The organism is Streptomyces bungoensis (genome assembly GCF_001514215.1).
In the GTDB taxonomy this organism is placed as follows: Bacteria; Actinomycetota; Actinomycetes; order Streptomycetales; family Streptomycetaceae; genus Streptomyces; species Streptomyces bungoensis.
Genome location: NZ_KQ948855.1, coordinates 335,796 through 358,042 on the forward strand (window position 1 = coordinate 335,796; position 22,247 = coordinate 358,042).

Consider the following 22,247-nt stretch of genomic DNA (forward strand, 5'->3'; position numbering starts at 1 on the left):
GGGGGCCTGCGCTCTCCGTCACTCACGTCGACTGGGGTACGTACACAACACTACGGCCGCGGCGCCCGCCAGGGCACCGCGGCCGGAAGGACCGCGATCTACTTGTTCTCGGCCTTCTCGCGCTTGAGGGCCTCCAGCGCCCGCTCCGTGATCTCGTCCACCGGGCCCAGGGAGGAGATGGTCACGACCAGGCCCTGCGCCTTGTAGTAGTCGATGATCGGCTCGGTCTGCGTGTGGTAGACCTCGAGCCGGGTGCGGACGGTGTCCTCGGAGTCGTCGTCGCGCTGGTACAGCTCGCCGCCGCACACGTCGCAGACGCCCTCCTGCTTCGGCGCGCTGTACGTCACGTGGAAGACGTGGCTGGAGTCGTTGCGGCAGATGCGCCGGCCGGCGATCCGCTTGACGACCTCCTCCTCCGGGACCTCCAGGTCCAGGACGGCGTCCAGCTTGATGCCCTCGGACTCCAGCAGCTCGTCGAGCGCCTCGGCCTGCGAGACGTTGCGCGGGAAGCCGTCCAGCAGGAAGCCGCGCGCGGCGTCCGGCTGCTCCATGCGGTCCTTGGCCATCGCGATGGTGACCTCGTCGGGTACGAGGTTGCCGGCGTCCATGTAGGACTTCGCGAGCTTGCCCAGCTCCGTCTGGCGGCTGATGTTGGCGCGGAACAGGTCACCCGTGGAGATGTGCGGGATGGCCAGCTTCTCTGCGAGCCGGACGGCCTGCGTTCCCTTACCGGCACCCGGCGGCCCGACGAGGACGATACGCATCAGCGGAGGAACCCTTCGTAATTGCGCTGCTGGAGCTGGCTCTCGATCTGCTTCACCGTCTCCAGACCCACACCCACGATGATCAGGATGCTCGTCCCGCCGAACGGGAAGTTCTGGTTCGCGTTGAAGCCCACCAACGCCATTGTCGGCACGAGAGCGATCAGACCCAGGTACAGCGAACCCGGCCAGGTGATCCGGTTGAGCACGTAGCTGAGGTACTCAGCGGTCGGTCGGCCAGCCCGGATGCCCGGGATGAAGCCACCATACTTCTTCATGTTGTCGGCGACTTCCTCGGGGTTGAAGGAGATCGCCACGTAGAAGAACGCGAAGAAAACGATGAGCAAGAAGTACGAAGTGATGTAAATCGGGTGATCACCCTTGGTCAGATTCTGGGTGACCCACTGCTTCCAGCCCGAGTTGCCCCCCGCGAACTGCGCCACCAGTGCCGGGATGTACAGCAGCGACGAGGCGAAGATGACCGGAATCACACCGGCCTGGTTCACCTTGAGCGGGATGTACGTGGACGTACCGCCGTAGGAGCGCCGGCCGATCATGCGCTTCGCGTACTGCACGGGGATGCGCCGCTGGGCCTGCTCGACGAAGACGACGAGCGCGACCATCACCAGGCCGACCAGGATGACGGTGCCGAACTCGATCCAGCCGCCGGCCAGAGTGCCCTGCTTCTTGATGGCCCACAGGTTGCCCGGGAAGGTCGCGGCGATCGAGATGAACATCAGGATCGACATGCCGTTGCCGATGCCGCGGTCGGTGATCAGCTCGCCGAGCCACATCACGACGGCCGTACCGGCGGTCATGCAGATCACCATGGTGATCGTGGAGAAGATCGCCTGGTCCGGGACGATGCTCGAGGCGACCGAGCAGCCGCTGAACAGGGCGCCGCTGCGGGCGGTGGCGACCAGGCCGGTGCCCTGGAGGATGGCGAGCGCCACCGTCAGGTACCGGGTGTACTGCGTGATCTTCGTCGTGCCGGCCTGGCCCTCCTTCTTCAGGGCTTCCAGGCGCGGGATGACCACGGTCAGCAGCTGAAGGATGATGCTGGCCGTGATGTACGGCATGATCCCGAGCGCGAAGACCGTGATCTGCAGCAGCGCACCGCCGCTGAACATGTTCACGAGTCCGAAGAGGCCCTGATTGGCCCCCGCCTCGCCGACACACTGCTGGACGGCCTTGTAGTTGACGCCGGGGATCGGGACGTGGGTACCGACCCGGTAGACCACGATGATGCCCAGCGTGAAGAGCAGCTTCTTGCGCAGGTCGGGCGTCCTGAACGCCCGGGCGAACGCGGTGAGCACGGTGCCTCCTGCGACCCCCGCGCAACTGCGTCAAGGGTGACGGTCTTGAGGTTCGACGAATACGAAAAAGAACAGTGCAGGCCACCTTACCGGCGACACTGCCCCCCTTGGAACGACCGACCGGGGATACCTCATTGTGAGGTATCCCCGGTCGGGTTCGTTTACGACATCGAGCGTCCGCCTGAAGGGACTCAGACCAGCTCGGTGACCGTGCCGCCGGCGGCGGTGATCTTCTCCTTGGCGGAGCCGGAGACGGCGTCGACCGTCACCTGCAGCGCCACGGAGACCTCGCCCTGGCCGAGGACCTTGACGAGGCTGTTCTTGCGAACGGCACCCTTGGCCACGAGACCCTCGACGGTGACCTCGCCACCCTCCGGGTACAGCGCGGCCAGCTTGTCGAGGTTCACGACCTGGTACTCGGTCTTGAACGGGTTCTTGAAGCCCTTCAGCTTCGGGAGGCGCATGTGGAGGGGCATCTGCCCACCCTCGAAGCGCTCCGGAACCTGGTAGCGGGCCTTCGTGCCCTTGGTACCACGACCGGCCGTCTTACCCTTCGACGCCTCACCACGACCGACACGGGTCTTGGCGGTCTTGGCGCCCGGGGCGGGACGGAGGTTGTGGATCTTGAGCGGGTTGTTCTCCGCCATGATCAGTCGACCTCCTCGACCGTCACGAGGTGGCGGACGGTGTGCACCATGCCGCGGAACTCGGGGCGGTCCTCCTTGACGACCTGCGTGTTGATGCCCTTGAGACCAAGGGAGCGCAGGGTGTCGCGGTGGTTCTGCTTGCTGCCGATGTAGGACTTGACCTGCGTGATCTTGAGCTGCGCCATGATTACGCACCCACCCCGGCACGCGCACGCAGCAGGGCCGCGGGAGCGACGTCCTCGAGGGGCAGACCACGGCGGGCCGCGATCTCCTCGGGACGCTGCAGACCCTTCAGGGCCTCCACGGTGGCGTGCACGATGTTGATGGCGTTGTCGGAGCCGAGCGACTTCGACAGCACGTCGTGGATACCGGCGCACTCGAGCACGGCACGCACCGGACCACCGGCGATGACGCCGGTACCCGGGGACGCGGGCTTGAGCAGCACGACGCCGGCAGCCTTCTCACCCTGGATGGGGTGGGGGATGGTGCCCTGGATCCGGGGGACCTTGAAGAAGTGCTTCTTGGCCTCCTCAACACCCTTGGCGATGGCGGCCGGCACCTCCTTGGCCTTGCCGTAACCGACACCCACGGTGCCGTCACCGTCGCCCACCACGACCAGCGCGGTGAAGCTGAAGCGACGACCACCCTTCACAACCTTGGCGACGCGGTTGATCGCGACGACACGCTCGACGTACGCGGTCTTCTCGGCGGCAGCAGCGCCGCCGTCACGGCCCTTCCGGTCCCGCCGCTCGCCGCCACCGGCACCGCCACCGCGGCGCTGGGGTCCAGCCATTGGAATTACCTCTCTCTGTTTCCGCTAGCTACGGCAGGCTCAGAACTTGAGCCCGGCTTCGCGGGCGGCGTCCGCCAGGGCGGCGATGCGCCCGGCGTACTGGTTGCCACCACGGTCGAACACGACAGCCTCGACACCGGCGGCCTTGGCGCGCTCGGCGACCAGGGCGCCGACCTGCTTGGCCTGCGCCGACTTGTCGCCCTCGCCACCGCGGACGGACGCGTCCAGGGTGGACGCCGACGCCAGGGTGTGGCCCTTGAGGTCGTCGATCACCTGCGCCACGATGTGGCGGTTGGAGCGGGTCACGACCAGACGGGGACGCTCCGCCGTACCGGCGATCCGCTTGCGGATCCGGATGTGACGGCGCTTGATCGCGGCGCGCTTGTAGGCGTCGCCCTTGAGGATCTTCTGCCCGTATGCCATGGCTTACTTACCCGCCTTTCCGACCTTGCGGCGGATGACTTCGCCCTCGTACTTGACACCCTTGGCCTTGTACGGGTCGGGCTTGCGCAGCTTGCGGATGTTGGCCGCAACCTCGCCGACCTTCTGCTTGTCGATGCCCTCGACCTGGAAGCGGGTCGGGGTCTCCACCTTGAAGGTGATGCCCTCGGGCGCCTCGACGACGATCGGGTGGCTGTAGCCCAGAGCGAACTCGAGGTTCGAACCCTTGGCGGTCACGCGGTAACCGACACCGCTGATCTCGAGCTTCTTCACGTAACCCTGGGTCACGCCGGTGATCATGTTCGCCACCAGCGTGCGGGACAGGCCGTGGAGAGCCTTGTTCTGACGCTCGTCGTTCGGGCGGGTGACGTTCAGAACGCCGTCCTCACCCTTGACGATCTCGATCGGCGCCACGACGGTGTGGGTCAGCTCGCCCTTGGGGCCCTTGACCGAGACCGTACGGCCGTCGATGGTGACGTCCACGCCGGCGGGAACCGTGATGGGGAGCTTGCCAATACGCGACATAGCTGTTTCCTCCGTTCCCTTCCGCTACCAGACGTAGGCGAGGACTTCCCCACCCACGCCCTTCTTGCCGGCCTGCTTGTCGGTGAGGAGCCCGTGCGACGTGGAGATGATCGCCACGCCCAGGCCGCCGAGCACCTTCGGCAGGTTGGTGGACTTCGCGTACACCCGGAGACCGGGCTTGGAGATCCGCTTGATGCCCGCGATGGAGCGCTCACGGTTCGGGCCGAACTTCAGCTCGAGGACGAGGTTCTTGCCGACCTCGGCGTCCTCGACCTTCCAGCCCGTGATGAAGCCCTCCTGCTGGAGGATCTCCGCGATGTGAGACTTGATCTTCGACGCCGGCATCGTCACGGAGTCGTGGTATGCCGAGTTCGCGTTACGCAGACGCGTAAGCATGTCTGCGATCGGATCAGTCATGGTCATGAATTGGCCTGTGGCCTTTCTCGCCGGGGTTTCCTATATGCGCCATCCCTCTCCCCGTACTTCTGCAGACGGGACGGGTGCGGTGCGGGGACCTACGGCGTAGTAAGTCGTTCAGGGCGGCAGAGCCCAACCCCACAAGCCTACGGCATGCGGGGGTCGGGCCCTGCCGTCCCGGTTGCTTACCGAGAGGTCCAGGAATCCCTAAAGGGGGGATTACCAGGAGCTCTTGGTCACGCCCGGCAGCTCGCCACGGTGAGCCATCTCACGAAGGCACACGCGGCAGAGGCCGAACTTGCGGTAGACGGAGTGCGGACGGCCGCAGCGCTGGCAGCGGGTGTAGCCACGCACACCGAACTTGGGCTTGCGAGCAGCCTTGGCAATCAGAGCCTTCTTCGCCATCTCGCTCACGCCTCCTTGAACGGGAAGCCGAGGTGACGAAGGAGCGCGCGGCCCTCAGCGTCGTTGGTCGCCGTGGTGACCACGGTGATGTCCATGCCCCGGGTACGGTCGATCTTGTCCTGGTCGATCTCGTGGAACATGACCTGCTCCGTGAGACCGAAGGTGTAGTTGCCACGGCCGTCGAACTGCTTGGGGGACAGGCCGCGGAAGTCGCGGATGCGCGGCAGCGCGAGCGACAGGGTGCGGTCCAGGAACTCCCACATGCGGTCGCCACGGAGCGTGACGTGCGCGCCGATCGGCTGACCCTCGCGCAGCTTGAACTGCGCGATGGACTTGCGGGCCTTGGTGACGGCCGGCTTCTGACCGGTGATGGTGGTCAGGTCGCGGATCGCGCCCTCGATCAGCTTCGAGTCACGGGCGGCGTCGCCGACACCCATGTTGACCACGATCTTGACGAGGCCGGGAACCTGCATGACGTTCTCGTACTTGAACTCGTCACGCAGCTTGCCCGCGATCTCCTCGCGGTACTTCTGCTTCAGACGCGGAGTGGTGGTGGTAGCCATCAGATGTCCTCACCCGTCCGCTTGGCAACGCGGATCTTGTTGCCCTCTTCGTCGAAGCGGTAGCCGACACGCGTGACGACCTTGTTGCCGTCCTTCTCCACGACCAGCTGAACGTTGGACACGTGGATGGGGGCCTCGGTGGTCACGATGCCGCCGGCCTGGGAACCGCGAGCGGTCGGACCGGCCTTGGTGTGCTTCTTGACCCGGTTGACACCCTCGACCAGGACGCGGTCCTCGCGGGGGTAGGCCGCGATGACCTTGCCCTGCTTGCCCTTGTCCTTACCGGTGATGACCTGGACCAGGTCGCCCTTCTTGATCTTCATGCTTACAGCACCTCCGGCGCGAGCGAGATGATCTTCATGAACTTCTTCTCGCGCAGCTCACGGCCGACGGGGCCGAAGATACGGGTGCCGCGAGGGTCGCCGTCGTTCTTCAGAATGACGGCGGCGTTCTCGTCGAAGCGGATGTACGAGCCGTCCGGACGGCGGCGCTCCTTGACGGTGCGAACGATGACCGCCTTGACGACGTCACCCTTCTTCACGTTGCCACCGGGGATCGCGTCCTTGACGGTGGCGACGATGACGTCACCGATGCCCGCGTAGCGGCGACCGGAGCCACCGAGCACACGGATGCAAAGGATCTCCTTCGCACCAGTGTTGTCGGCGACGCGCAGTCGCGACTCCTGCTGGATCACGTCTATCTCCTGAATGTCTGCCGGTTCCCCGGGGGCCGCTCACCGAGCGGCCCCCGGAGCCTGGCGGAACTGTCCTGCGAGGGGTGCCCCGCAGGAGAATTACTTGGCCTTCTCGAGGATCTCGACGACGCGCCAGCGCTTCGTCGCGGACAGCGGCCGGGTCTCCATGAGGAGGACGCGGTCGCCGACACCCGCGGCGTTCTGCTCGTCGTGCGCCTTGAGCTTGTTGGTACGGCGGATGACCTTGCCGTACAGCGCGTGCTTGACGCGGTCCTCGACGGCGACGACGACGGTCTTGTCCATCTTGTCGCTGACGACGAGACCCTCACGGGTCTTGCGGAAGCCGCGGGCCTCTGCAGTCTGCTCAGTCACGTTGCTCTCACTCATCAGGCGCTCTCCACCGTCTCGATGCCCAGCTCGCGCTCACGCATCAGGGTGTAGATCCGCGCGATGTCCTTGCGGACGGCCTTCAGCCGACCGTGGTTCTCGAGCTGACCGGTCGCCGCCTGGAAGCGGAGGTTGAACAGCTCTTCCTTGGCCTCGCGGAGCTTGCCCAGAAGCTCCTCGTTGCCCAGCTCGCGCAGCTCGGACGCCTTGGTACCGGCCGACATCACGCTTCACCTGCCTCGCGCTTGACGATCCGGCACTTCATCGGCAGCTTGTGGGCCGCGCGAAGGAGCGCCTCACGGGCGATCTTCTCGTTGGGGTACGACAGCTCGAACATCACCCGACCCGGGTGAACGTTCGCGATCCACCACTCCGGCGAACCCTTACCGGAACCCATGCGGGTCTCGGCAGGCTTCTTGGTCAGCGGGCGGTCCGGGTAGATGTTGATCCAGACCTTGCCGCCACGCTTGATGTGGCGGGTCATCGCGATACGGGCCGCCTCGATCTGGCGGTTGGTCACGTACGCCGGCGTGAGGGCCTGAATGCCGTACTCGCCGAACGCAACCGTCGTACCGCCCTTGGCCATACCACGGCGCTTCGGGTGGTGCTGCTTGCGGTGCTTGACCCTACGGGGGATCAGCATGACGGTCAGGCCTCCGTTCCGGTGCTCTCAGCCGGAGCGGACGCGGGAGCCTCGGCCTTGGGGGCCTCGGCGCCGGCAGCCTGCTGCGGCTTGCGACCGCGCCGCTCGCCACCACGGCCACCACGGGCCGGGCGGTCTGCACCACCACGGGCCGGGCGGTTACCCGCACGGGCCGCAGCGTTCTCGGCGCGGACCTCGGCGATGTTCTTGACGTCGCCCTTGTAGATCCAGACCTTCACACCGATGCGGCCGAAGGTCGTCTTGGCCTCGAAGAAGCCGTAGTCCACGTTCGCGCGGAGCGTGTGCAGGGGCACGCGGCCCTCGCGGTAGAACTCCGAGCGGGACATCTCGGCGCCGCCGAGGCGGCCACCGCACTGGATCTTGATGCCCTTGGCGCCGGCCTTCATCGCCGACTGCATGCTCTTGCGCATGGCACGGCGGAAGGAGACGCGGGAGGACAGCTGCTCGGCGACGGCCTGGGCCACCAGCTGAGCGTCCGTCTCCGGGTTCTTGACCTCGAGGATGTTGAGCTGGACCTGCTTGCCGGTCAGCTTCTCCAGGTCACCGCGGATGCGGTCGGCCTCGGCGCCGCGGCGGCCGATGACGATGCCCGGGCGAGCGGTGTGGATGTCCACGCGGACGCGGTCACGGGTGCGCTCGATCTCCACCTTGGAGATGCCGGCGCGCTCCATGCCGGACGTCATCATCCGACGGATGGCGACGTCTTCCTTGACGTAGTCCTTGTACAGCTTGTCGGCGTACCAACGCGACTTGAAGTCGGTCGTGACACCGAGCCGGAACCCGTGCGGGTTTACCTTCTGGCCCATTACCGGGTTCCTTCCTTGCTGCTGACGACCACGGTGATGTGGCTGGTCCGCTTGCGGATCCGGTAGGCACGGCCCTGGGCGCGCGGCCGGAACCGCTTCAGGGTCGGGCCCTCGTCGACGTAGGCCTCGGAGATGTAGAGGCTGTCGGCGTCGGTGTGGTCGTAGTTGTGCGCGGCGTTGGCGATGGCGCTGTCGAGCACCTTGCCCACCGGCACGGAGGCGGCCTGCGGAGCGAATCGCAGGACGGCCTGGGCCTCCGTGGCGTCCATGCCACGGATGAGGTCCACCACGCGGCGGGCCTTCATGGGCGTGACGCGGATGTACCGCGCCTGGGCCCTGGCTTCCATGGTTGTCCCTTCAGTTACTTACGTGTCTGAATGCGATCCGCTACTAGCGGCGCTTCGACTTCCGGTCTTCCTTGACGTGGCCCCGGAAGGTGCGCGTCGGCGAGAACTCGCCGAGCTTGTGGCCGACCATCGACTCGGTGACGAACACCGGGATGTGGGTCTTGCCGTTGTGCACCGCCAGCGTGTGGCCGAGCATGGCCGGGACGATCATCGAGCGGCGGGACCAGGTCTTGATGACGTTCTTGGTGCCGGCTTCGTTCTGGGCGTCCACCTTCTTCATGAGGTGGTCGTCGACGAAGGGCCCCTTCTTCAGGCTACGAGGCATCTCAACCCGTCCTTAGCGCTTCTTGTTCGTCTTGCGGCGGCGGACGATGTACTTGTTCGACGCCTTCTTGGGCGAACGAGTACGGCCTTCCTTCTTGCCCCACGGGGACACGGGGTGGCGGCCACCGGAGGTCCGGCCCTCACCACCACCGTGCGGGTGGTCGACCGGGTTCATCACGACACCACGGACGGTCGGGCGAACGCCCAGCCACCGCTTGCGGCCGGCCTTGCCCCAGTTGATGTTGCTCTGCTCGGCGTTGCCGACCTCACCGACGGTGGCGCGGCAGCGCGCGTCCACCATGCGGATCTCGCCGGACGGCATACGCAGGGTCGCCATGGCGCCCTCACGAGCCAGCAGCTGAACCGAGGCGCCCGCGGAACGGGCGAGCTTCGCGCCACCACCGGGACGGAGCTCGATCGCGTGGATCGTGGTACCGACCGGGATGTTGCGGAGGGCCAGGTTGTTGCCCGGCTTGATGTCGGCCCCGGGACCGTTCTCGACGCGGTCACCCTGCTGCAGGTTGCGCGGGGCGAGGATGTAGCGCTTCTCGCCGTCGGCGTAGTGCAGCAGCGCGATGCGCGCGGTGCGGTTGGGGTCGTACTCGATGTGCGCGACCTTCGCCGGCACGCCGTCCTTGTCGTGACGACGGAAGTCGATCACGCGGTAGGCGCGCTTGTGTCCGCCACCCTGGTGGCGAACGGTCACACGACCGGCGTTGTTACGGCCGCCCTTGCTGTGCAGCGGGCGGACCAGCGACTTCTCCGGCGTGGACCGCGTGACCTCGACGAAGTCGGCGACGCTGGCGCCACGACGGCCCGGCGTAGTCGGCTTGTACTTGCGGATTCCCATTTCTCAGTCCTCGTCCGATATCGGACGATCCGACCCGCTTACGCGGTCGGACCGCCGAAGATGTCGATACGGTCGCCCTCGGCGAGGGTCACGATCGCGCGCTTGCTGCCCGCGCGCTGACCGAAACCGGTCTTCGTGCGCTTGCGCTTGCCCTGGCGGTTGATCGTGTTGACCCCGGTGACCTTGACGTCGAAGACCGCCTGGACGGCCTGCTTGATCTGGGTCTTGTTGGCGTTCGGGTCGACGATGAACGTGTACTTGTTCTCGTCGAGGAGCGCGTAGCTCTTCTCGGAGACGACCGGCTTCAGCAGGACGTCACGGGGGTCCGTGTACGACTTGCTCAGCGGGGTCTCGACGGTGTTCTTGCCCTCGGTGGCGTGGCGACGCGCCTTGGCGACGCGCGCGGCCTTGGCGGCCTTGGCGGCCTTCGAGGCGATAGCGGGGTGACGGATGGCCATCAGACCTCGCTCCCTTCGGTGTCGTTGGCCTTCGGGCCGGCGACGAAGGACTCGAAAGCGGCCTGGGTGAAGACCACGTCGTCCGAGACGAGAACGTCGTACGTGTTCAGCTGGCCCGGCTCCAGGATGTGGACCTGGGGCAGGTTGCGGGCGGACAGCCACGCGGCCTCGTCGGCGCGCTCGACGACCAGGAGCAGGTTCTTGCGCTCGCTGATCTTGCCGAACAGGCTCTTCGCGGCCTTGGTGCTGGGGTTCTCGCCCTCGACCACGCCGGAGACGACGTGGATGCGGTTGTGGCGCGCCCGGTCGGTGAGGGCACCGCGCAGGGCGGCGGCCTTCATCTTCTTCGGGGTGCGCTGCGAGTAGTCGCGCGGCTGGGGGCCGTGCACGACGCCACCGCCGGCGAACTGCGGCGCGCGGGTCGAGCCCTGACGGGCGCGACCGGTGCCCTTCTGGCGGTACGGCTTCTTGCCACCGCCGCGGACCTCGCCACGCGTCTTGGTCTTGTGGGTGCCCTGGCGGGCAGCGGCCAGCTGCGCGACGACGACCTGGTGGATCAGCGGAACGCTGACCTTGGCGTCGAAGATCTCCGCGGGGAGCTCGACGGAACCGGCCTTGTCGCCCGCCGGCGAAAGGATGTCAACAGTGCTCATCGGTTACCTCAGGCCCCCTTGGCCGCGGTGCGGACCAGGACGAGGCCGCCGTTCGGACCGGGAACCGCGCCCTTGATGAGCAGCAGACCCTTCTCCGCGTCAACGGCGTGGACGGTCAGGTTCTGGGTGGTGACCCGCTCGTTGCCCATGCGACCCGCCATGCGGAGGCCCTTGAACACGCGGCCCGGGGTGGCGCAGCCACCGATGGAACCGGGCGAGCGGTGCTTGCGCTGGGTGCCGTGTCCGGCGCCGAGGCCCTTGAAGTTGTGACGCTTCATGACACCGGCGAAGCCCTTGCCCTTGCTCTTGCCGGTCACGTCGACCTTGATGCCGGCCTCGAACACCTCGGCGGTGATCTCCTGGCCGAGGGTGTACTCGCTGGCGTCAGCGGTACGGATCTCGACGAGGTGGCGGCGGGGAGTGACGTCGGCCTTGGCGAAGTGGCCCTTGAGGGGCTTGTTCACCTTGCGCGGGTCGATCTCGCCGAACGCGATCTGGACGGACTCGTAGCCGTCGACGTCGTTCGTGCGGACCTGGGTGACGACGTTGGGGCCGGCCTTGACGACGGTGACCGGAACAACACGGTTGTTCTCGTCCCACACCTGCGTCATGCCGAGCTTCTCGCCCAGGATGCCCTTGATCTGCTTAGCCATCGTTCAGATCACCGGCCTCAGAGCTTGATCTCGATGTCGACACCGGCCGGGAGGTCGAGTCGCATCAGAGAGTCAACGGTCTTGGGGGTCGGGTCGAGGATGTCGATCAGGCGCTTGTGCGTGCGCATCTCGAAGTGCTCGCGCGAGTCCTTGTACTTGTGCGGCGACTTGATGACGCAGTACACGTTCTTCTCAGTGGGCAGCGGCACCGGGCCCGCGACCGACGCACCAGTGCGGGTCACCGTCTCGACGATCTTCTTCGCCGAGGAGTCGATGACCTCGTGGTCGTAGGCCTTGAGCCGGATGCGGATCTTCTGTCCCGCCATGGCTACTCAGTAGTCCTGTCTCTCTTACGCTCTGGAACCCGGCGGATTCCTTCTGCTGCCGTCGTTTCTCCGACCCACGCGGTCGGGCGTGTCGCGCTCCCGCTGACACAGATGTCCCTTGTTCGAACATCCCTGCGGGGAATGCAACGGCCCTTCCGGAACCGCGGACCGGGGACCTCGGGCCCACCGGGCGCCTGGCCGGTGCCGCACTCACACTTCCCGGAAGATTCCCGTACTTCCAACCCGCGCAGGGTTGACGAGTACCGTGGGACTCGCTTCCGGTCCTCCCGGCGGGAGGCGCGCAGCATCAACACTCGACCGAGCAACTCGGACAGTCTGCCACAAGGGGCGGGGGGCTGGCCAATCGGGTCGATGAGAGTACCCCCGGAGTGACGCAGGTCAAACCCGGGCGGGGCCGAGGCCGCGCTCCCCCTCTTCTTTGTCTCCCCTTGAAACGCCAATCACGGCCGACGCATTGACGCGTTCACGGCAGCGCCCTTACCTTCCGTTGCGGAAGAAAGCGCTTTCTCCTGCACATGTGCACGCCCCCCACTGGGTCCACGGGACTGAACCTGGAGGCACAACCATGCAAGTACGCCCCGTCATCGCCTGCGTGAGTCTGCTGGCCGGCGCGCTGTTAGCGGTGTCCGGCACCGCCGCGCAGGCCGCGACCGCCGCGAGCAGCACCCTCTACGTGTCACCGAGCGGCAGCGACAGCGCGGCCGGCACGCAGTCGGCCCCCACCACGCTCACGTCGGCGATCGGCCGCATCGCCCCCGGCGGAACGATCTACCTGCGCGGCGGCACCTACACGTACACGTCGACCATCACCATCCCGGCCGGCAGCAACGGCACCTCGGGCGCCCGCACCACCCTGACCGCGTACGCGGGCGAGAAGCCGGTGCTGGACTTCTCGGGCGAGAGCGACGGCAGCCGCGGCATCCAGCTGAACGCGTCGTACTGGCACCTGTACGGCCTCACCGTCGAGCACGCCGGCGACAACGGCATCTACGTCGGCGGCAGCGACAACGTGGTCGAGCGCGCGGTCACGGCGTACAACCGGGACACGGGCCTGCAGCTCGGCCGGATCGCCTCGACCACGCCGAGCAGCCAGTGGCCGTCGAACAACCTGATCGTCAGCTCGGAGTCGCACGACAACAAGGACTCCACCGGCGAGAACGCCGACGGCTTCGCCTCGAAGCTCACCACCGGCACCGGGAACGTCTTCCGCTACGACGTCTCCCACAACAACGTCGACGACGGCTGGGACCTCTACACGAAGTCCGCCACCGGCCCCATCGGCCCGGTGACCATCGAGTACTCCCTGTCCTACGGCAACGGCACCCTCTCCGACGGCACCCAGAACAAGAACGGCGACCGCAACGGCTACAAGCTCGGCGGCGACGACATCGCGGTCGACCACGTGGTCCGGCACGACATCGCCTACGACAACGGCCACCACGGGTTCACGTACAACAGCAACCCCGGCAGGATGACCGTCTCGAACAACGTCAGCATCGACAGCGTGCAGCGCAACTTCTCGTTCGACGCGGGCAGTTCGGTGTTCCGGAGCAACACGTCCTGCCGCTTCAAGGTCAGCGGCTCGAACGACAAGACGGTCGGCGACGCGGACGGCTCGAACCAGTTCTGGACCGGCACGAACGGCTCTCGCTGCTCCTCCTACTCGGGTGCGCTGGGCTGGTCCTTCACGTCGAGCGGCTCGCTGGCGGTCACGTTCGGGGGGAAGGTCGTGACGCCGTAGGGCCGGGTTTGCTTCGAGCGCCCCGCTGCCGGTCCGTACCGGGGGCGGGGCGTCTGCCTTGCGGTTGATCGTTCACGCGCAGCCCAGTGTTTTGACGGTGGCTGGGAAGTAGGCGCGGATGAAGGTTTCGATGTCTTTGCGGTGGGAGTTGTCTCCCGGTTTCACTTGGGGTAGCTGGAGGGTGAGGGTGAAGTAATTTCCGCCCTTGGTCTTACAGGGGGTTTGAGAGATTGCGCCGTCGGTTCCCACCAGCGTTTTGTATAGACTGTTGTCCATGTAGCGCGGGGCAGTGACGCCTGAGACTTTTCCGGTATCTTTCGCCAGGTACATCAAGTCCGTTGCCACCGCCCGCCAGGAGAAGCGGACACTCACAACTTCATTGCTTCCCGAGAGGACAAAGCAAGGCGCTGTGATCGCTCGCTGTCGATCGACCCGGTTGTACTCATGCCAGTTCTTGGTCGGCGTCCCAAGTCGACGGGTGAGAGCGGGATCGATATGTGTTCCACAGAGCACATCGGGCACCTCATCGGGCGCTGGCCGAGCACACGACGCCAGGATCACGAGCAGGCCCAGGAGAGGGATGCGCAAGCATGCTTTCACTTGGCCATCACCCCGGATACTCCAGCAGCGTGATCGAGGCCGTCTCCGGCGGATCTGCTGACCTCGGTCTCCGGGTCGAAGTGGGGATCCGTAGCCGTTCGATGCACTTTGGACCATTCGCGAGCAAGAGCGACCAACTGCTGGTTCCTGTCAGAGTATGCCTGGACATTGTCGGCCGTCTGTTTCGCATCGAGCCTTTCCTGCTCGTCCTCCAGCCACTTTCCTGTCACGTAGTCGAAGCCTGCCTGAACGTCGGAGCTGGCCACAGGGATGTAACTGATCGCCTTATCGAACAGTGGCTTGGCTTCGAACTCAGCGGTCTGCGGATCGCCCTGAGATTGAATGCGAGCCTCCTCCAAAAAACCAACGGTTCGCCCGGCCCGGCGCAAGGATCCCGCCGACTCCGAGTGATCATCATGGATGTCGGCAACCATCGCCTGATTGAGGCCGCCGTTGAGCGTGCCGTAGGCGTCCTTGTCCTTCGAGACCTGCTTGGCGACCTCGAAGAGCTGGCCCTGGTCCAGGGGTGACTTCGAGATGTCGACCTCGCTCATGGACGCATGAACAACCGCCCCGTGGTTCACCAGAATCGAGGCCACGGGCTGCCGCAGAGACGGCGGGAACTTGTCGCCGCTGTCGGCCAGGTAACCGACCGCCGATTTGAAGACCGCTTCGTTCTGCCCGGTGTGCGCCACATAGCGCGCGTGCTTGTCGGACGGATCGATCCCCGTCGTCGCCGCCTGCAAGGCCCTGCCGAAGCCGGCGCGGTCGTCCCCGTCCAGGCCGGCCGCGTACGTGCTGACCGTCGCGCCCTCGTGCTCGTGGAGGACGACGTTCCAGTCGCGCTCCTTCATCAGGTACTTCATGCGGGCATCCGAGGAGAGGTAGTGCGCCGCCGTGCCCGGGTCCCGGCTCATGATGCCCAGCGCGCCGTCCACCGGATCGTTCGCGAACCAGCCACCCCGCTTGCCGCTGTACTCGCCCTTCAGCCGCCAGATACCCGGATCGCTCCGCTCCGCCGCGATCATGTCGTCGGTCAGGTCCTCGAGCATCGCAGGCGCGTACCCATGCCCCTTGCTCATGAGCGTGACGAGGGACTGGTAGCCCACCGCCTTGTCCAGGCGTACGCCCTGCGCGTCCGTGGCGTGGTGCTCGACGCCGGCGTGCCGCATGGCGGCGCGCCAGTGCCGGTACCAGGCCGAGTGCGTGTCCCTCGTCGCCGTCGCGAGTGTGTTCGCCAGGCCCGACTCGATCGTCGCGTACGTCCCCGCTCCCGGCCCGCCCCGGGCGTGGATCAGATCGTTCAGCTCGTTCGTCAGCGTGATCGTGCCCGCGGGGCCCAGGTCGTCCAGCAGAGTGCGGGAGAACGCCTCGTCACCGGAGTTGTCACGGAACACCCGTTCCAGCTCGGCCAGTTGCCGCCGCGACAGGTGCCCGCCCCGGCTCAGCTTCCGCAGCGCCCCCTCCGCCGCCAGTGCCTCGTACTTCTCGACGTCCCCGACCGCCCTGCCGTTGAAGCCGCGGCCCCCGACCAGCGGGTCCGCGTCGACGACCGCGGCCTTCAGCGCGACCTCGACGCCCGTGTCCGCGTCCGTCACGGCCCGTACCGCCGCGTCGATACGGTCCTGCCAGGACCGTACGGCCGACTCGTCTGCCTCTTTGACCCGTGCCGGATCCGCGCTCACCCGGCCGCTGTCCGAGACCCGCATCCCGGCCGCCGCCGCTTCCTTCCGGGCCGCCATGAGTCGGCCCTTCAGCTCCGTGAACTGGGCGTGGGCGTCCCGGAGCAGGGAGGCGATCGCCTTCGCCTCCGTCTGCGCGTACTGGAACTCCGTGAGCGTGACGCCGAAGCGCCCGTGCGCCGCCTCCGCGCTCATGCCCCTCCAGGAGGGGGCGATCGTGATGCCGTGGACGTCCCGGCGGTACGCCTTCTCCTGCTTCGCGAACTCCGCCGCCATGCCGTCCCAGCGCTCGGCGGCGGTGGTGAGTGCGGTGAGGTCCGTGCTCATGATCTCGTGGTACGTCGGCATGCCCGGCCGCCCCCGTCAGTACCGGTCCAGTGCCGAGGTGCGGCGCAGCTCCGACCCGACGGCAAGGTCCGCGCCGGTCAGCACCGTGTTCGTACTGCGCAGCGAGTCCTTCTCGGCGCCCAGCCGGTCCATCAGGTTCTTCACCTGGGCGCCCCACGTCCCGTGGGCCTTGCGCAGCGCCCCCGAGGTCGCCCAGCCGTCCCCGTCCCGGGCGCCGAACGCCTTCAGGGCCGCGCCGGTCTCGTCGTCGGCCCATTCCCCGGCCTTGCGTGTGCCCGGCTCGATGTGGTCGTGGATGGCCCTGGCCGCCGCCTTCTTCTCGGCCGGCGAGGACGCCAGCGCCCCCGCCCCGAAGCCATCGGTCAGAACGCCCACCGGACACCCCTTGCCGCTCTCGGCCCTCCACCGTCAGCCCTTCAACTGGCGAACGCCGATCTTCGTCACGGGTCCAGGTAGCCGCGTGCGGAGGCGATCAGAGCAGGATCGGGATGCCCCTGGTTGAGGTCGTCGATGCTGCGTGCCGTGGGACGCGTGTCGCCGTCCGTGTCCGCGACGAACAGGACGGGGTGCCACCCGGGATTGACCTCGGCGATGCCGGCCCGGACACGGGGGTCGCCCAAGGCGCCTTCCAGGGCAGCACGGGCAAGGTCACGCCGTGTGTACGGATCGTCGGCTCGTGCGTCACTGGCCGCGAGCATGGCCTCGCTGATGTCGGCCGTCGACTCGACTCCGTTCTCGGGGCTCACGTCGTCATCCGAGATCCGCCACTCGTCGGGCCACCAGCGGTAGTGATCGGCCTCTTCGTCCGCCGTGACGTCGTTCTCTTCGAGAAGCGTCCCGAGGGCTTCCTCGGTGTGCGCCACCAGGCGGAGCGTGACGACGTCGCTGTCCGTCGTGATCGCCAGTGCGTACAGCTCCTCCGACGCGTGTGCTTTCAGCATGGGGCTCAGCGTCGCGCAGACGGAGGTGACGATCCGCTCCCGCAAGGAGTCGATTTCTCTAGCCGACGGCACTCCGCCGCCTGGCGAGGGTGAACGCCGCGGCGATTCCACCCACGATCACGACCGCGCCGGCGCCCAAGGCGACCCACAACGTGCGGTCGTAGCCGTCGCTCTTGGTGGACGCGGCGGCCTCGGCCTTCTGCCCCGCGGGCTGCTTCGCGGGCGTCGAGGCCGTGGCCTTGGGGGATGCCGAGGCCGCCGCTGCCAGGTCCGGCAGCGGATAGACGTTCGCCGGGCCCGGGTCGCCCGGGTTCTGGAGGGCGACCCGGGGGCGCACGATGCCGTAGCCGATGGAGTCGTTGCGCTTGGCGCCGTTCGTGGGGGCGCCGATCGTGTTGAGCATGACGCGGAGGACCTGGTTGTTGGTCCACTTCGGATGCGCGGACCAGATGAGGGCGGCGCTGGCGGAGGCGAGGGCGGCGGCTCCACTGGTGCCGTGGCTCTTGCAGAGACCGGTCTTGCCGCCGCAGGCATGAACCAGGTCATCGCCAGGAGCTGCCATGTCGTTCTGGGGCCCGAACTCCGACTCTGCGGTCTTGCGGAGATCCTTGCCGACCGCTGACACACCCACTACACCGGGCGTGGCTGCCGGGTATTCAACGGGGTTGCCCTTAGCACCCTCGTTCCCTACAGACGCGAAGATGAGCGACCCATGAGACAGGGCGTACTTGACTGCAGCGGTGAGCTCCGGGGAGGTAATAGGCGCCCCCATGGAGATGTTGATGACCTGGGCCCCAGAATCCGCCGCGTAGCGGATGGCCTTGCTGAAGTCCGAAGGGCCGGCGAAGCCATTGGTGTCACTTGGAGCAGGCATACGGATGGGGAGAATCTTGACGCCTGGTGCCAGACCGAACGCTCCCTTGCCTCCGTCATACGCACCAGTGCCGGCGATCAGTCCGGCCATCCCCGTACCGTGGCCTTTGTAGTCCGTGTGTTCGTCACCGGCACGCTTGGCGGGAGCCAGATCCTTCCCGTCGAGTACCTGGCCCTTGAGGTCAGGATTGGACGGGTCGACGCCGGTGTCGATCACCGCGACCGTGATGCCCTTACCCGTGCTCGTACGCCACATCTCCTCCGCATGCATGGCATCCAGATACCACTGCTGGGAACGTGTGGAGTCGGCGTGAGCCTGCGCTGCTGTACCGCCCACCAACAGCAGGACAATGGCCGTTGAGGTCCCGGCACGCAGGCCTTTCTGCCAGGAGTTGGCCCCAGAGATGGGCATGGTTTCTCTTACCCCTTGGTCTCAGCCGGTGGTCGGCGGTTCATTCCGGCGGTCGTCCCGCTGCTTGCCATTCCGCTGCCGCGCGCGACTGGTCTGTCCGCCCGGAGCGCCGCGATCGCCACGTCCCGCACGAGTCTCACTCGGCACACCGCCCGAGATGCCCCCTCGCATGGGTGCGGACGGTACGGGGGCATCGGGTCGGGCTGGAGCTCGCCCCGTCCTCTGCGGCGTACCGCCGATGATCCCCTCGCGCGGCGTGGCACCAGGACGCCCGGCGGAGGGCCCCACGGTGCGGGCGGCAGGCTGTCCTACCGCTCCCGTGTTCGGCAGGCGACCGGTCATCCGGCGACCGGCCGCAGAATCACCACTGGGCGCGACGCCAGGCATCCGCCCCGACGCCTTACCAGTGCCGGAAGACGCAACGGGGCGCCCACCAGTGATTCCCGAGGCTGGCCTACCACCTGTCCCGGAGGCAGGCACCTCTCGTGCAACGGCAGGGCCGACCGTGCGGGGGGCATTGGGCAGACCACGGCCCGGGGCAGGGGTGACCCCGGTGGGTTGCCGTCCCAAGCCTCGTCCAACGGGCCCTTGCACGGGCTGTCCGGGTCGCCCACCCATCGGTCTTGCCGATCCGCCGGATGCCGAAGGCAGACGGACGGGACCACCTGACATAGGCGGGACCGGGCCACTCGCCGGTGGCAGAGGTCCAGTTTCCGGATGGACCGTAGTGGGCGGTCCTGCCGGAGAGGCCTGGGGAGGCTGATGAATTTCTGGAAGCGTGGTGGTCGAGTCGATGTGTGTAGCAGGCACATCGATCGTCGGCGGACGCAGGTGATGGGAAGAAGAGCCAACGGTCGGCGAGTCCGTGTGAAGTTCGGGGCCGGCGCTCACCGAACCTCGGTGTTCGGTTCGTACGGTTCCGGCACTCTCAGCGCTGGTTCCGGGAACGACACCACCTCCACTGTGAACGCCACCGGAGCTGCCACCTCCGGGGCGAGCCAGGTCCTCGGACGAAATGAAAGGAGCCGGCGTAATCGCCTTAGGCGGCGGCGGAAACTTAGGCCGCTCCAACCCGTTCATCTGCGAAGCCGACAGCTCGTACGACTGCCCCAGCTTGTTCATCTGGTCCACCGCCTCCTGGCGGACCTTCTCCTGGTCGGCCTTCAGGGCGGCCAGGTTGGCGGCGGACTTCGCGCGGACCGAAGCGGAGTCCGGGTCGTTGTGGGCCGAGATCGCCGCGTCCAGGTTCGCCTGAGAGCTCTTGGCGTCGCGCGGGATCGACGCCTGGACCGTCGCGATCGCATCCGAGGCGTGGCCCAGCCACTTGCCCGCGCCCTCGCTGAAGTCACCCAGTCGCAGCGTTGAGTTGGCCAGGTCGTTGGCCCAGGTGCGGAACGCGTCGGCGCCCTCGCCCTTCCACTCCACCCACTGCGGGCGGACCTTCAGCTCCTCCCCGATCTTGCGGATCTCCTTGGCGGCCGCGGTCAGCCGGTCGGCGGCGGACTGCACCTCGCCGGCGTTCGCCTGGTCCAGCCACGCGAGCATCTCCTCGTGGCTCATGCTCTCGAAGGGCGTTCCCTTGCCGGTCATCGAACCTCCCCCGTCGCCTTCGGAACCATCAGATCGTGCCACCCGCGTCGCCGGCCGGCGGCTGCTCCGGCGTCGTCCCGCCACCGTGGTGCTTCTTCGGCAGGGACGGGTCGTAGGCCCCGCCGTAGTGCCGGGTCGTCTCGGCGCTGATCGCCGCCATCCGGGCGCGGACGTCCGCGTCGATGTTCTGGTAGCCCTTGTGCGAGGCCACGACCGCGATCGCCATGCCCTCCATGGAGTCGGACAGCAGCTTCGACAGCGTCTCCAGTTCGCTGACCACCGTCTCGTACGCCGTGTGGAGACCGGCGGCCTCCGACCACGTCCCGCCTCCGCCGCCGAACTGACGGCGTGCCAGGCGCGCCTCCCCGACCTTGCCGGGGCCGGCGTCCGAGCCCTTGAGGTCCCGGATCAGGTCGTCCACTCTCTTCTTGAACTCAGTGAAGGACGACAGCTCGGTGACCAGGTCCGCCGCCGCTCCAGCAGCGGCACCCGCCACACCAGACAGCCCGAACAGGCCGGTCAGCAACGGCGCCAGCGGCGCGTCCGTCCCACCATCGCTCGACAACTTGGCACCTCCCCCGTGCGTTCATCAAGCCGAAGCTCCGGATACCACTCTAGCTACCCCCTGTGACACCCCGCAGCCGAGGCATACGTCATGAAGGACATTGCGCCCACGCCGGCGACGCGTGGCCGCAGGAACGGCTACGGCGTCATCCACGAGAACACCCGCCACACCACCCGCTTCACGGTGGTCGGCAACCACCTGGCCCAGCACCCGGAGATGTCGCTCGTCGCCATCGCGCTGGCCGTGCACATCCAGTCGCTGGCGAGCAACGCCCCCGTGGACATCAAGACGCTCGCCGAGCGGTTCCCGGAGGGCCGGGACCGGATCGCCTCCGGGCTGCGTGAGCTGGAAGCCCACGGCAATCTGCGCCGCGAACGCGAACGCGCCCCGACCGGCCGCATCGTCACCCGCACGATCAGCTGCAACCAGCCGAAAGCACCGCGCGACCACACCCCCGAGAAGCGGGCAGCGCGGCTCGGCGCACCCCGCGAACCTCGCAAGCAGCATCCGCTGCCGCCCGTCCCCCAGCCGGCGTACCCCTCCCCCGCCCTCCTCCAGACGGCCATCGACCCGCTCGCCGACCTGCACCGGGATGACCGCCGCCTCCTGCTGAGCGCGTGCGACACCGCCCACCTGGCCCCCGGCGTCGCCACCTGGCTGCAACGCGAGGTCCCGGCGACGGCCGTACGCCGCGCACTGACCGACGGCCTTCCACCGGAGCCTCTGCGGCGCCCGGCCGCCCTCCTGGCCCACCGCCTCGGCGCCCAGCTACCGCCCCCACCCCCGTTCCGTGCCCCAGCCGCCCCACCGCCGTCCGTCCCGCACCGCATGCAGAACTGCGACGGCTGCGACCGCGGCTTCCGGGCGCCGGCACCGGGCCTGTGTGCCGAGTGCCGTGCTGCGACCCGCGAACCAGGCGGATCTTCGTCCGGCTCCAGCTCCTCTCACACCCACTGACCAGGGAGATCGGCACATCATGTTCGTGGCCCACTACCCCAGCCGTCCCGGGCGGCTAACCTGGCCAGTGCACTCCCGGGAGGACTCCATGAGCACGCAGGTCGACCACGGACACGAGCTGGTTCCGAGCCCCGAACAGACCCCGGATGCTCTGCGGGCCGCCCTCGCCGTCGTCGATCCGGCGCGCCTGCCGGAGATGCAGCGGACGAAGGACGAGGCGTTCGCCAAGGCTGTGGAGTGGCAGTCCCTCAGCCCGGTGCGGAGCTGGGTCCTGGCCTGGGCCAGGGACATCGAGATCGCGCGCCGGCCCGACCTCGCCGTACGCCACGCCCATGCCAAGCACAACCTGGAACACGAGGACGCGGCCGTCGCCCATCGGGCCCTTCAGGAGCTGAGCACCGTCCTGGACGAGGCCATGAAGGCAGTCCGCGGTTGAGCTGGAGCTGGGAGTAGGCCTTCGGAGCGGAAGCAGCCGCACGGAATGCCC

32 protein-coding genes are annotated in these 22,247 nt (G+C 67.4%); 3 read left to right on the forward strand and 29 right to left on the reverse strand.

Annotation, left to right across the window (positions count from 1 at the left end; genetic code table 11):
* Nucleotides 1–98 precede the first annotated feature (98 nt).
* From AQJ66_RS13935 to rpsJ, 23 genes are all read right to left on the reverse strand, one after another.
* Nucleotides 99–764 (reverse strand): adenylate kinase, encoded by a 666-nt coding sequence (locus AQJ66_RS13935; protein ID WP_061920712.1) that lies wholly within the window; start codon nucleotides 762–764, stop codon nucleotides 99–101.
* Nucleotides 764–2,077 (reverse strand): preprotein translocase subunit SecY, encoded by a 1,314-nt coding sequence (secY, locus tag AQJ66_RS13940; RefSeq protein ID WP_061920714.1) that lies wholly within the window; start codon nucleotides 2,075–2,077, stop codon nucleotides 764–766. Before secY ends, AQJ66_RS13935 begins: the two co-directional genes overlap by 1 nt.
* A gap of 191 nt (nucleotides 2,078–2,268) precedes the next feature.
* Nucleotides 2,269–2,724, reverse strand: a complete 456-nt coding sequence (gene rplO / locus AQJ66_RS13945) for a 50S ribosomal protein L15 (protein ID WP_006140897.1) — start codon at nucleotides 2,722–2,724, stop codon at nucleotides 2,269–2,271.
* Between the two features lie 2 nt (nucleotides 2,725–2,726).
* Nucleotides 2,727–2,909 (reverse strand): 50S ribosomal protein L30, encoded by a 183-nt coding sequence (gene rpmD, locus AQJ66_RS13950; RefSeq protein WP_003974250.1) that lies wholly within the window; start codon nucleotides 2,907–2,909, stop codon nucleotides 2,727–2,729.
* 2 nt (nucleotides 2,910–2,911) lie between these two features.
* The gene (gene rpsE, locus AQJ66_RS13955) at nucleotides 2,912–3,517 is read right to left on the reverse strand and encodes a 30S ribosomal protein S5 (protein WP_003998815.1); all 606 of its coding nucleotides are present in this window, start codon (nucleotides 3,515–3,517) and stop codon (nucleotides 2,912–2,914) included.
* A gap of 39 nt (nucleotides 3,518–3,556) precedes the next feature.
* Nucleotides 3,557–3,940, reverse strand: a complete 384-nt coding sequence (rplR, locus tag AQJ66_RS13960) for a 50S ribosomal protein L18 (RefSeq protein ID WP_030860987.1) — start codon at nucleotides 3,938–3,940, stop codon at nucleotides 3,557–3,559.
* Between the two features lie 3 nt (nucleotides 3,941–3,943).
* Nucleotides 3,944–4,483 (reverse strand): 50S ribosomal protein L6, encoded by a 540-nt coding sequence (gene rplF / locus AQJ66_RS13965; protein WP_061920715.1) that lies wholly within the window; start codon nucleotides 4,481–4,483, stop codon nucleotides 3,944–3,946.
* Between the two features lie 24 nt (nucleotides 4,484–4,507).
* On the reverse strand, nucleotides 4,508–4,906 hold the full coding sequence (gene rpsH, locus AQJ66_RS13970; RefSeq protein WP_007384075.1) for a 30S ribosomal protein S8: 399 nt from the start codon (nucleotides 4,904–4,906) through the stop codon (nucleotides 4,508–4,510).
* 213 nt (nucleotides 4,907–5,119) lie between these two features.
* A complete protein-coding gene (locus AQJ66_RS13975; RefSeq protein WP_003948630.1) occupies nucleotides 5,120–5,305 on the reverse strand; it encodes a type Z 30S ribosomal protein S14 in 186 nt (61 codons plus the stop codon).
* 5 nt (nucleotides 5,306–5,310) lie between these two features.
* On the reverse strand, nucleotides 5,311–5,868 hold the full coding sequence (gene rplE, locus AQJ66_RS13980; RefSeq protein WP_061920719.1) for a 50S ribosomal protein L5: 558 nt from the start codon (nucleotides 5,866–5,868) through the stop codon (nucleotides 5,311–5,313).
* Nucleotides 5,868–6,191, reverse strand: a complete 324-nt coding sequence (gene rplX, locus AQJ66_RS13985) for a 50S ribosomal protein L24 (protein WP_061920721.1) — start codon at nucleotides 6,189–6,191, stop codon at nucleotides 5,868–5,870. Before rplX ends, rplE begins: the two co-directional genes overlap by 1 nt.
* A gap of 2 nt (nucleotides 6,192–6,193) precedes the next feature.
* Complete coding sequence (gene rplN, locus AQJ66_RS13990) at nucleotides 6,194–6,562, reverse strand: 50S ribosomal protein L14 (protein ID WP_003998823.1); 369 nt, start codon at nucleotides 6,560–6,562, stop codon at nucleotides 6,194–6,196.
* Between the two features lie 99 nt (nucleotides 6,563–6,661).
* Complete coding sequence (rpsQ, locus tag AQJ66_RS13995) at nucleotides 6,662–6,949, reverse strand: 30S ribosomal protein S17 (RefSeq protein ID WP_003992363.1); 288 nt, start codon at nucleotides 6,947–6,949, stop codon at nucleotides 6,662–6,664.
* Entirely contained in the window at nucleotides 6,949–7,173 is a 225-nt protein-coding gene (gene rpmC / locus AQJ66_RS14000) for a 50S ribosomal protein L29 (protein WP_030174543.1), read from the reverse strand. The genes rpsQ and rpmC overlap by 1 nt, the downstream gene beginning before the upstream one ends.
* Nucleotides 7,173–7,592: a 50S ribosomal protein L16 gene (gene rplP, locus AQJ66_RS14005; RefSeq protein ID WP_061920723.1), complete on the reverse strand. Its 420-nt coding sequence runs from the start codon at nucleotides 7,590–7,592 to the stop codon at nucleotides 7,173–7,175. The genes rpmC and rplP overlap by 1 nt, the downstream gene beginning before the upstream one ends.
* 5 nt (nucleotides 7,593–7,597) lie before the next feature.
* Entirely contained in the window at nucleotides 7,598–8,419 is an 822-nt protein-coding gene (gene rpsC / locus AQJ66_RS14010; protein ID WP_003998826.1) for a 30S ribosomal protein S3, read from the reverse strand.
* A complete protein-coding gene (gene rplV, locus AQJ66_RS14015; protein WP_019329637.1) occupies nucleotides 8,419–8,766 on the reverse strand; it encodes a 50S ribosomal protein L22 in 348 nt (115 codons plus the stop codon). The genes rpsC and rplV overlap by 1 nt, the downstream gene beginning before the upstream one ends.
* Before the next feature lie 43 nt (nucleotides 8,767–8,809).
* Nucleotides 8,810–9,091, reverse strand: a complete 282-nt coding sequence (rpsS, locus tag AQJ66_RS14020) for a 30S ribosomal protein S19 (protein WP_030233885.1) — start codon at nucleotides 9,089–9,091, stop codon at nucleotides 8,810–8,812.
* 12 nt (nucleotides 9,092–9,103) lie between these two features.
* Nucleotides 9,104–9,940, reverse strand: coding sequence for a 50S ribosomal protein L2 (gene rplB / locus AQJ66_RS14025; protein WP_061920724.1), 837 nt, complete (start codon nucleotides 9,938–9,940; stop codon nucleotides 9,104–9,106).
* Nucleotides 9,941–9,978: 38 nt separating this feature from the next.
* Nucleotides 9,979–10,398, reverse strand: coding sequence for a 50S ribosomal protein L23 (rplW, locus tag AQJ66_RS14030; protein WP_030601206.1), 420 nt, complete (start codon nucleotides 10,396–10,398; stop codon nucleotides 9,979–9,981).
* Complete coding sequence (gene rplD / locus AQJ66_RS14035; RefSeq protein ID WP_061920726.1) at nucleotides 10,398–11,051, reverse strand: 50S ribosomal protein L4; 654 nt, start codon at nucleotides 11,049–11,051, stop codon at nucleotides 10,398–10,400. Before rplD ends, rplW begins: the two co-directional genes overlap by 1 nt.
* A gap of 8 nt (nucleotides 11,052–11,059) precedes the next feature.
* Nucleotides 11,060–11,704, reverse strand: coding sequence for a 50S ribosomal protein L3 (gene rplC, locus AQJ66_RS14040; protein WP_020135811.1), 645 nt, complete (start codon nucleotides 11,702–11,704; stop codon nucleotides 11,060–11,062).
* Nucleotides 11,705–11,721: 17 nt separating this feature from the next.
* On the reverse strand, nucleotides 11,722–12,030 hold the full coding sequence (rpsJ, locus tag AQJ66_RS14045; protein WP_003948644.1) for a 30S ribosomal protein S10: 309 nt from the start codon (nucleotides 12,028–12,030) through the stop codon (nucleotides 11,722–11,724).
* A gap of 586 nt (nucleotides 12,031–12,616) precedes the next feature.
* Here rpsJ and AQJ66_RS14050 point away from each other — a divergent pair.
* Complete coding sequence (locus AQJ66_RS14050; RefSeq protein ID WP_061920728.1) at nucleotides 12,617–13,792, forward strand: right-handed parallel beta-helix repeat-containing protein; 1,176 nt, start codon at nucleotides 12,617–12,619, stop codon at nucleotides 13,790–13,792.
* Between the two features lie 72 nt (nucleotides 13,793–13,864).
* Here AQJ66_RS14050 and AQJ66_RS38855 read toward each other — a convergent pair whose 3' ends face one another.
* The 6 genes from AQJ66_RS38855 to AQJ66_RS14080 form a co-directional block, all read right to left on the reverse strand.
* Nucleotides 13,865–14,314, reverse strand: coding sequence for a hypothetical protein (locus AQJ66_RS38855; RefSeq protein ID WP_159052567.1), 450 nt, complete (start codon nucleotides 14,312–14,314; stop codon nucleotides 13,865–13,867).
* 74 nt (nucleotides 14,315–14,388) lie between these two features.
* The gene (locus AQJ66_RS14055; RefSeq protein ID WP_244162820.1) at nucleotides 14,389–16,401 is read right to left on the reverse strand and encodes a hypothetical protein; all 2,013 of its coding nucleotides are present in this window, start codon (nucleotides 16,399–16,401) and stop codon (nucleotides 14,389–14,391) included.
* A gap of 36 nt (nucleotides 16,402–16,437) precedes the next feature.
* A complete protein-coding gene (locus tag AQJ66_RS14060; RefSeq protein WP_061920731.1) occupies nucleotides 16,438–16,797 on the reverse strand; it encodes a hypothetical protein in 360 nt (119 codons plus the stop codon).
* 65 nt (nucleotides 16,798–16,862) lie between these two features.
* The gene (locus tag AQJ66_RS14065) at nucleotides 16,863–17,363 is read right to left on the reverse strand and encodes a DUF4303 domain-containing protein (protein ID WP_159052568.1); all 501 of its coding nucleotides are present in this window, start codon (nucleotides 17,361–17,363) and stop codon (nucleotides 16,863–16,865) included.
* A gap of 58 nt (nucleotides 17,364–17,421) precedes the next feature.
* Nucleotides 17,422–18,648 (reverse strand): type VII secretion-associated serine protease mycosin, encoded by a 1,227-nt coding sequence (gene mycP, locus AQJ66_RS14070; protein ID WP_061920743.1) that lies wholly within the window; start codon nucleotides 18,646–18,648, stop codon nucleotides 17,422–17,424.
* Nucleotides 18,649–20,266: 1,618 nt separating this feature from the next.
* Complete coding sequence (locus AQJ66_RS14080) at nucleotides 20,267–20,803, reverse strand: hypothetical protein (RefSeq protein ID WP_244162821.1); 537 nt, start codon at nucleotides 20,801–20,803, stop codon at nucleotides 20,267–20,269.
* A gap of 90 nt (nucleotides 20,804–20,893) precedes the next feature.
* Between AQJ66_RS14080 and AQJ66_RS14085 the strand changes: the two genes are divergently transcribed.
* Together AQJ66_RS14085 and AQJ66_RS14090 are read left to right on the forward strand one after the other, a co-directional pair.
* The gene (locus AQJ66_RS14085) at nucleotides 20,894–21,760 is read left to right on the forward strand and encodes a hypothetical protein (protein ID WP_061920747.1); all 867 of its coding nucleotides are present in this window, start codon (nucleotides 20,894–20,896) and stop codon (nucleotides 21,758–21,760) included.
* 88 nt (nucleotides 21,761–21,848) lie between these two features.
* Nucleotides 21,849–22,196, forward strand: a complete 348-nt coding sequence (locus AQJ66_RS14090) for a hypothetical protein (RefSeq protein ID WP_061920749.1) — start codon at nucleotides 21,849–21,851, stop codon at nucleotides 22,194–22,196.
* The last annotated feature ends 51 nt before the right edge of the window (nucleotides 22,197–22,247 follow it).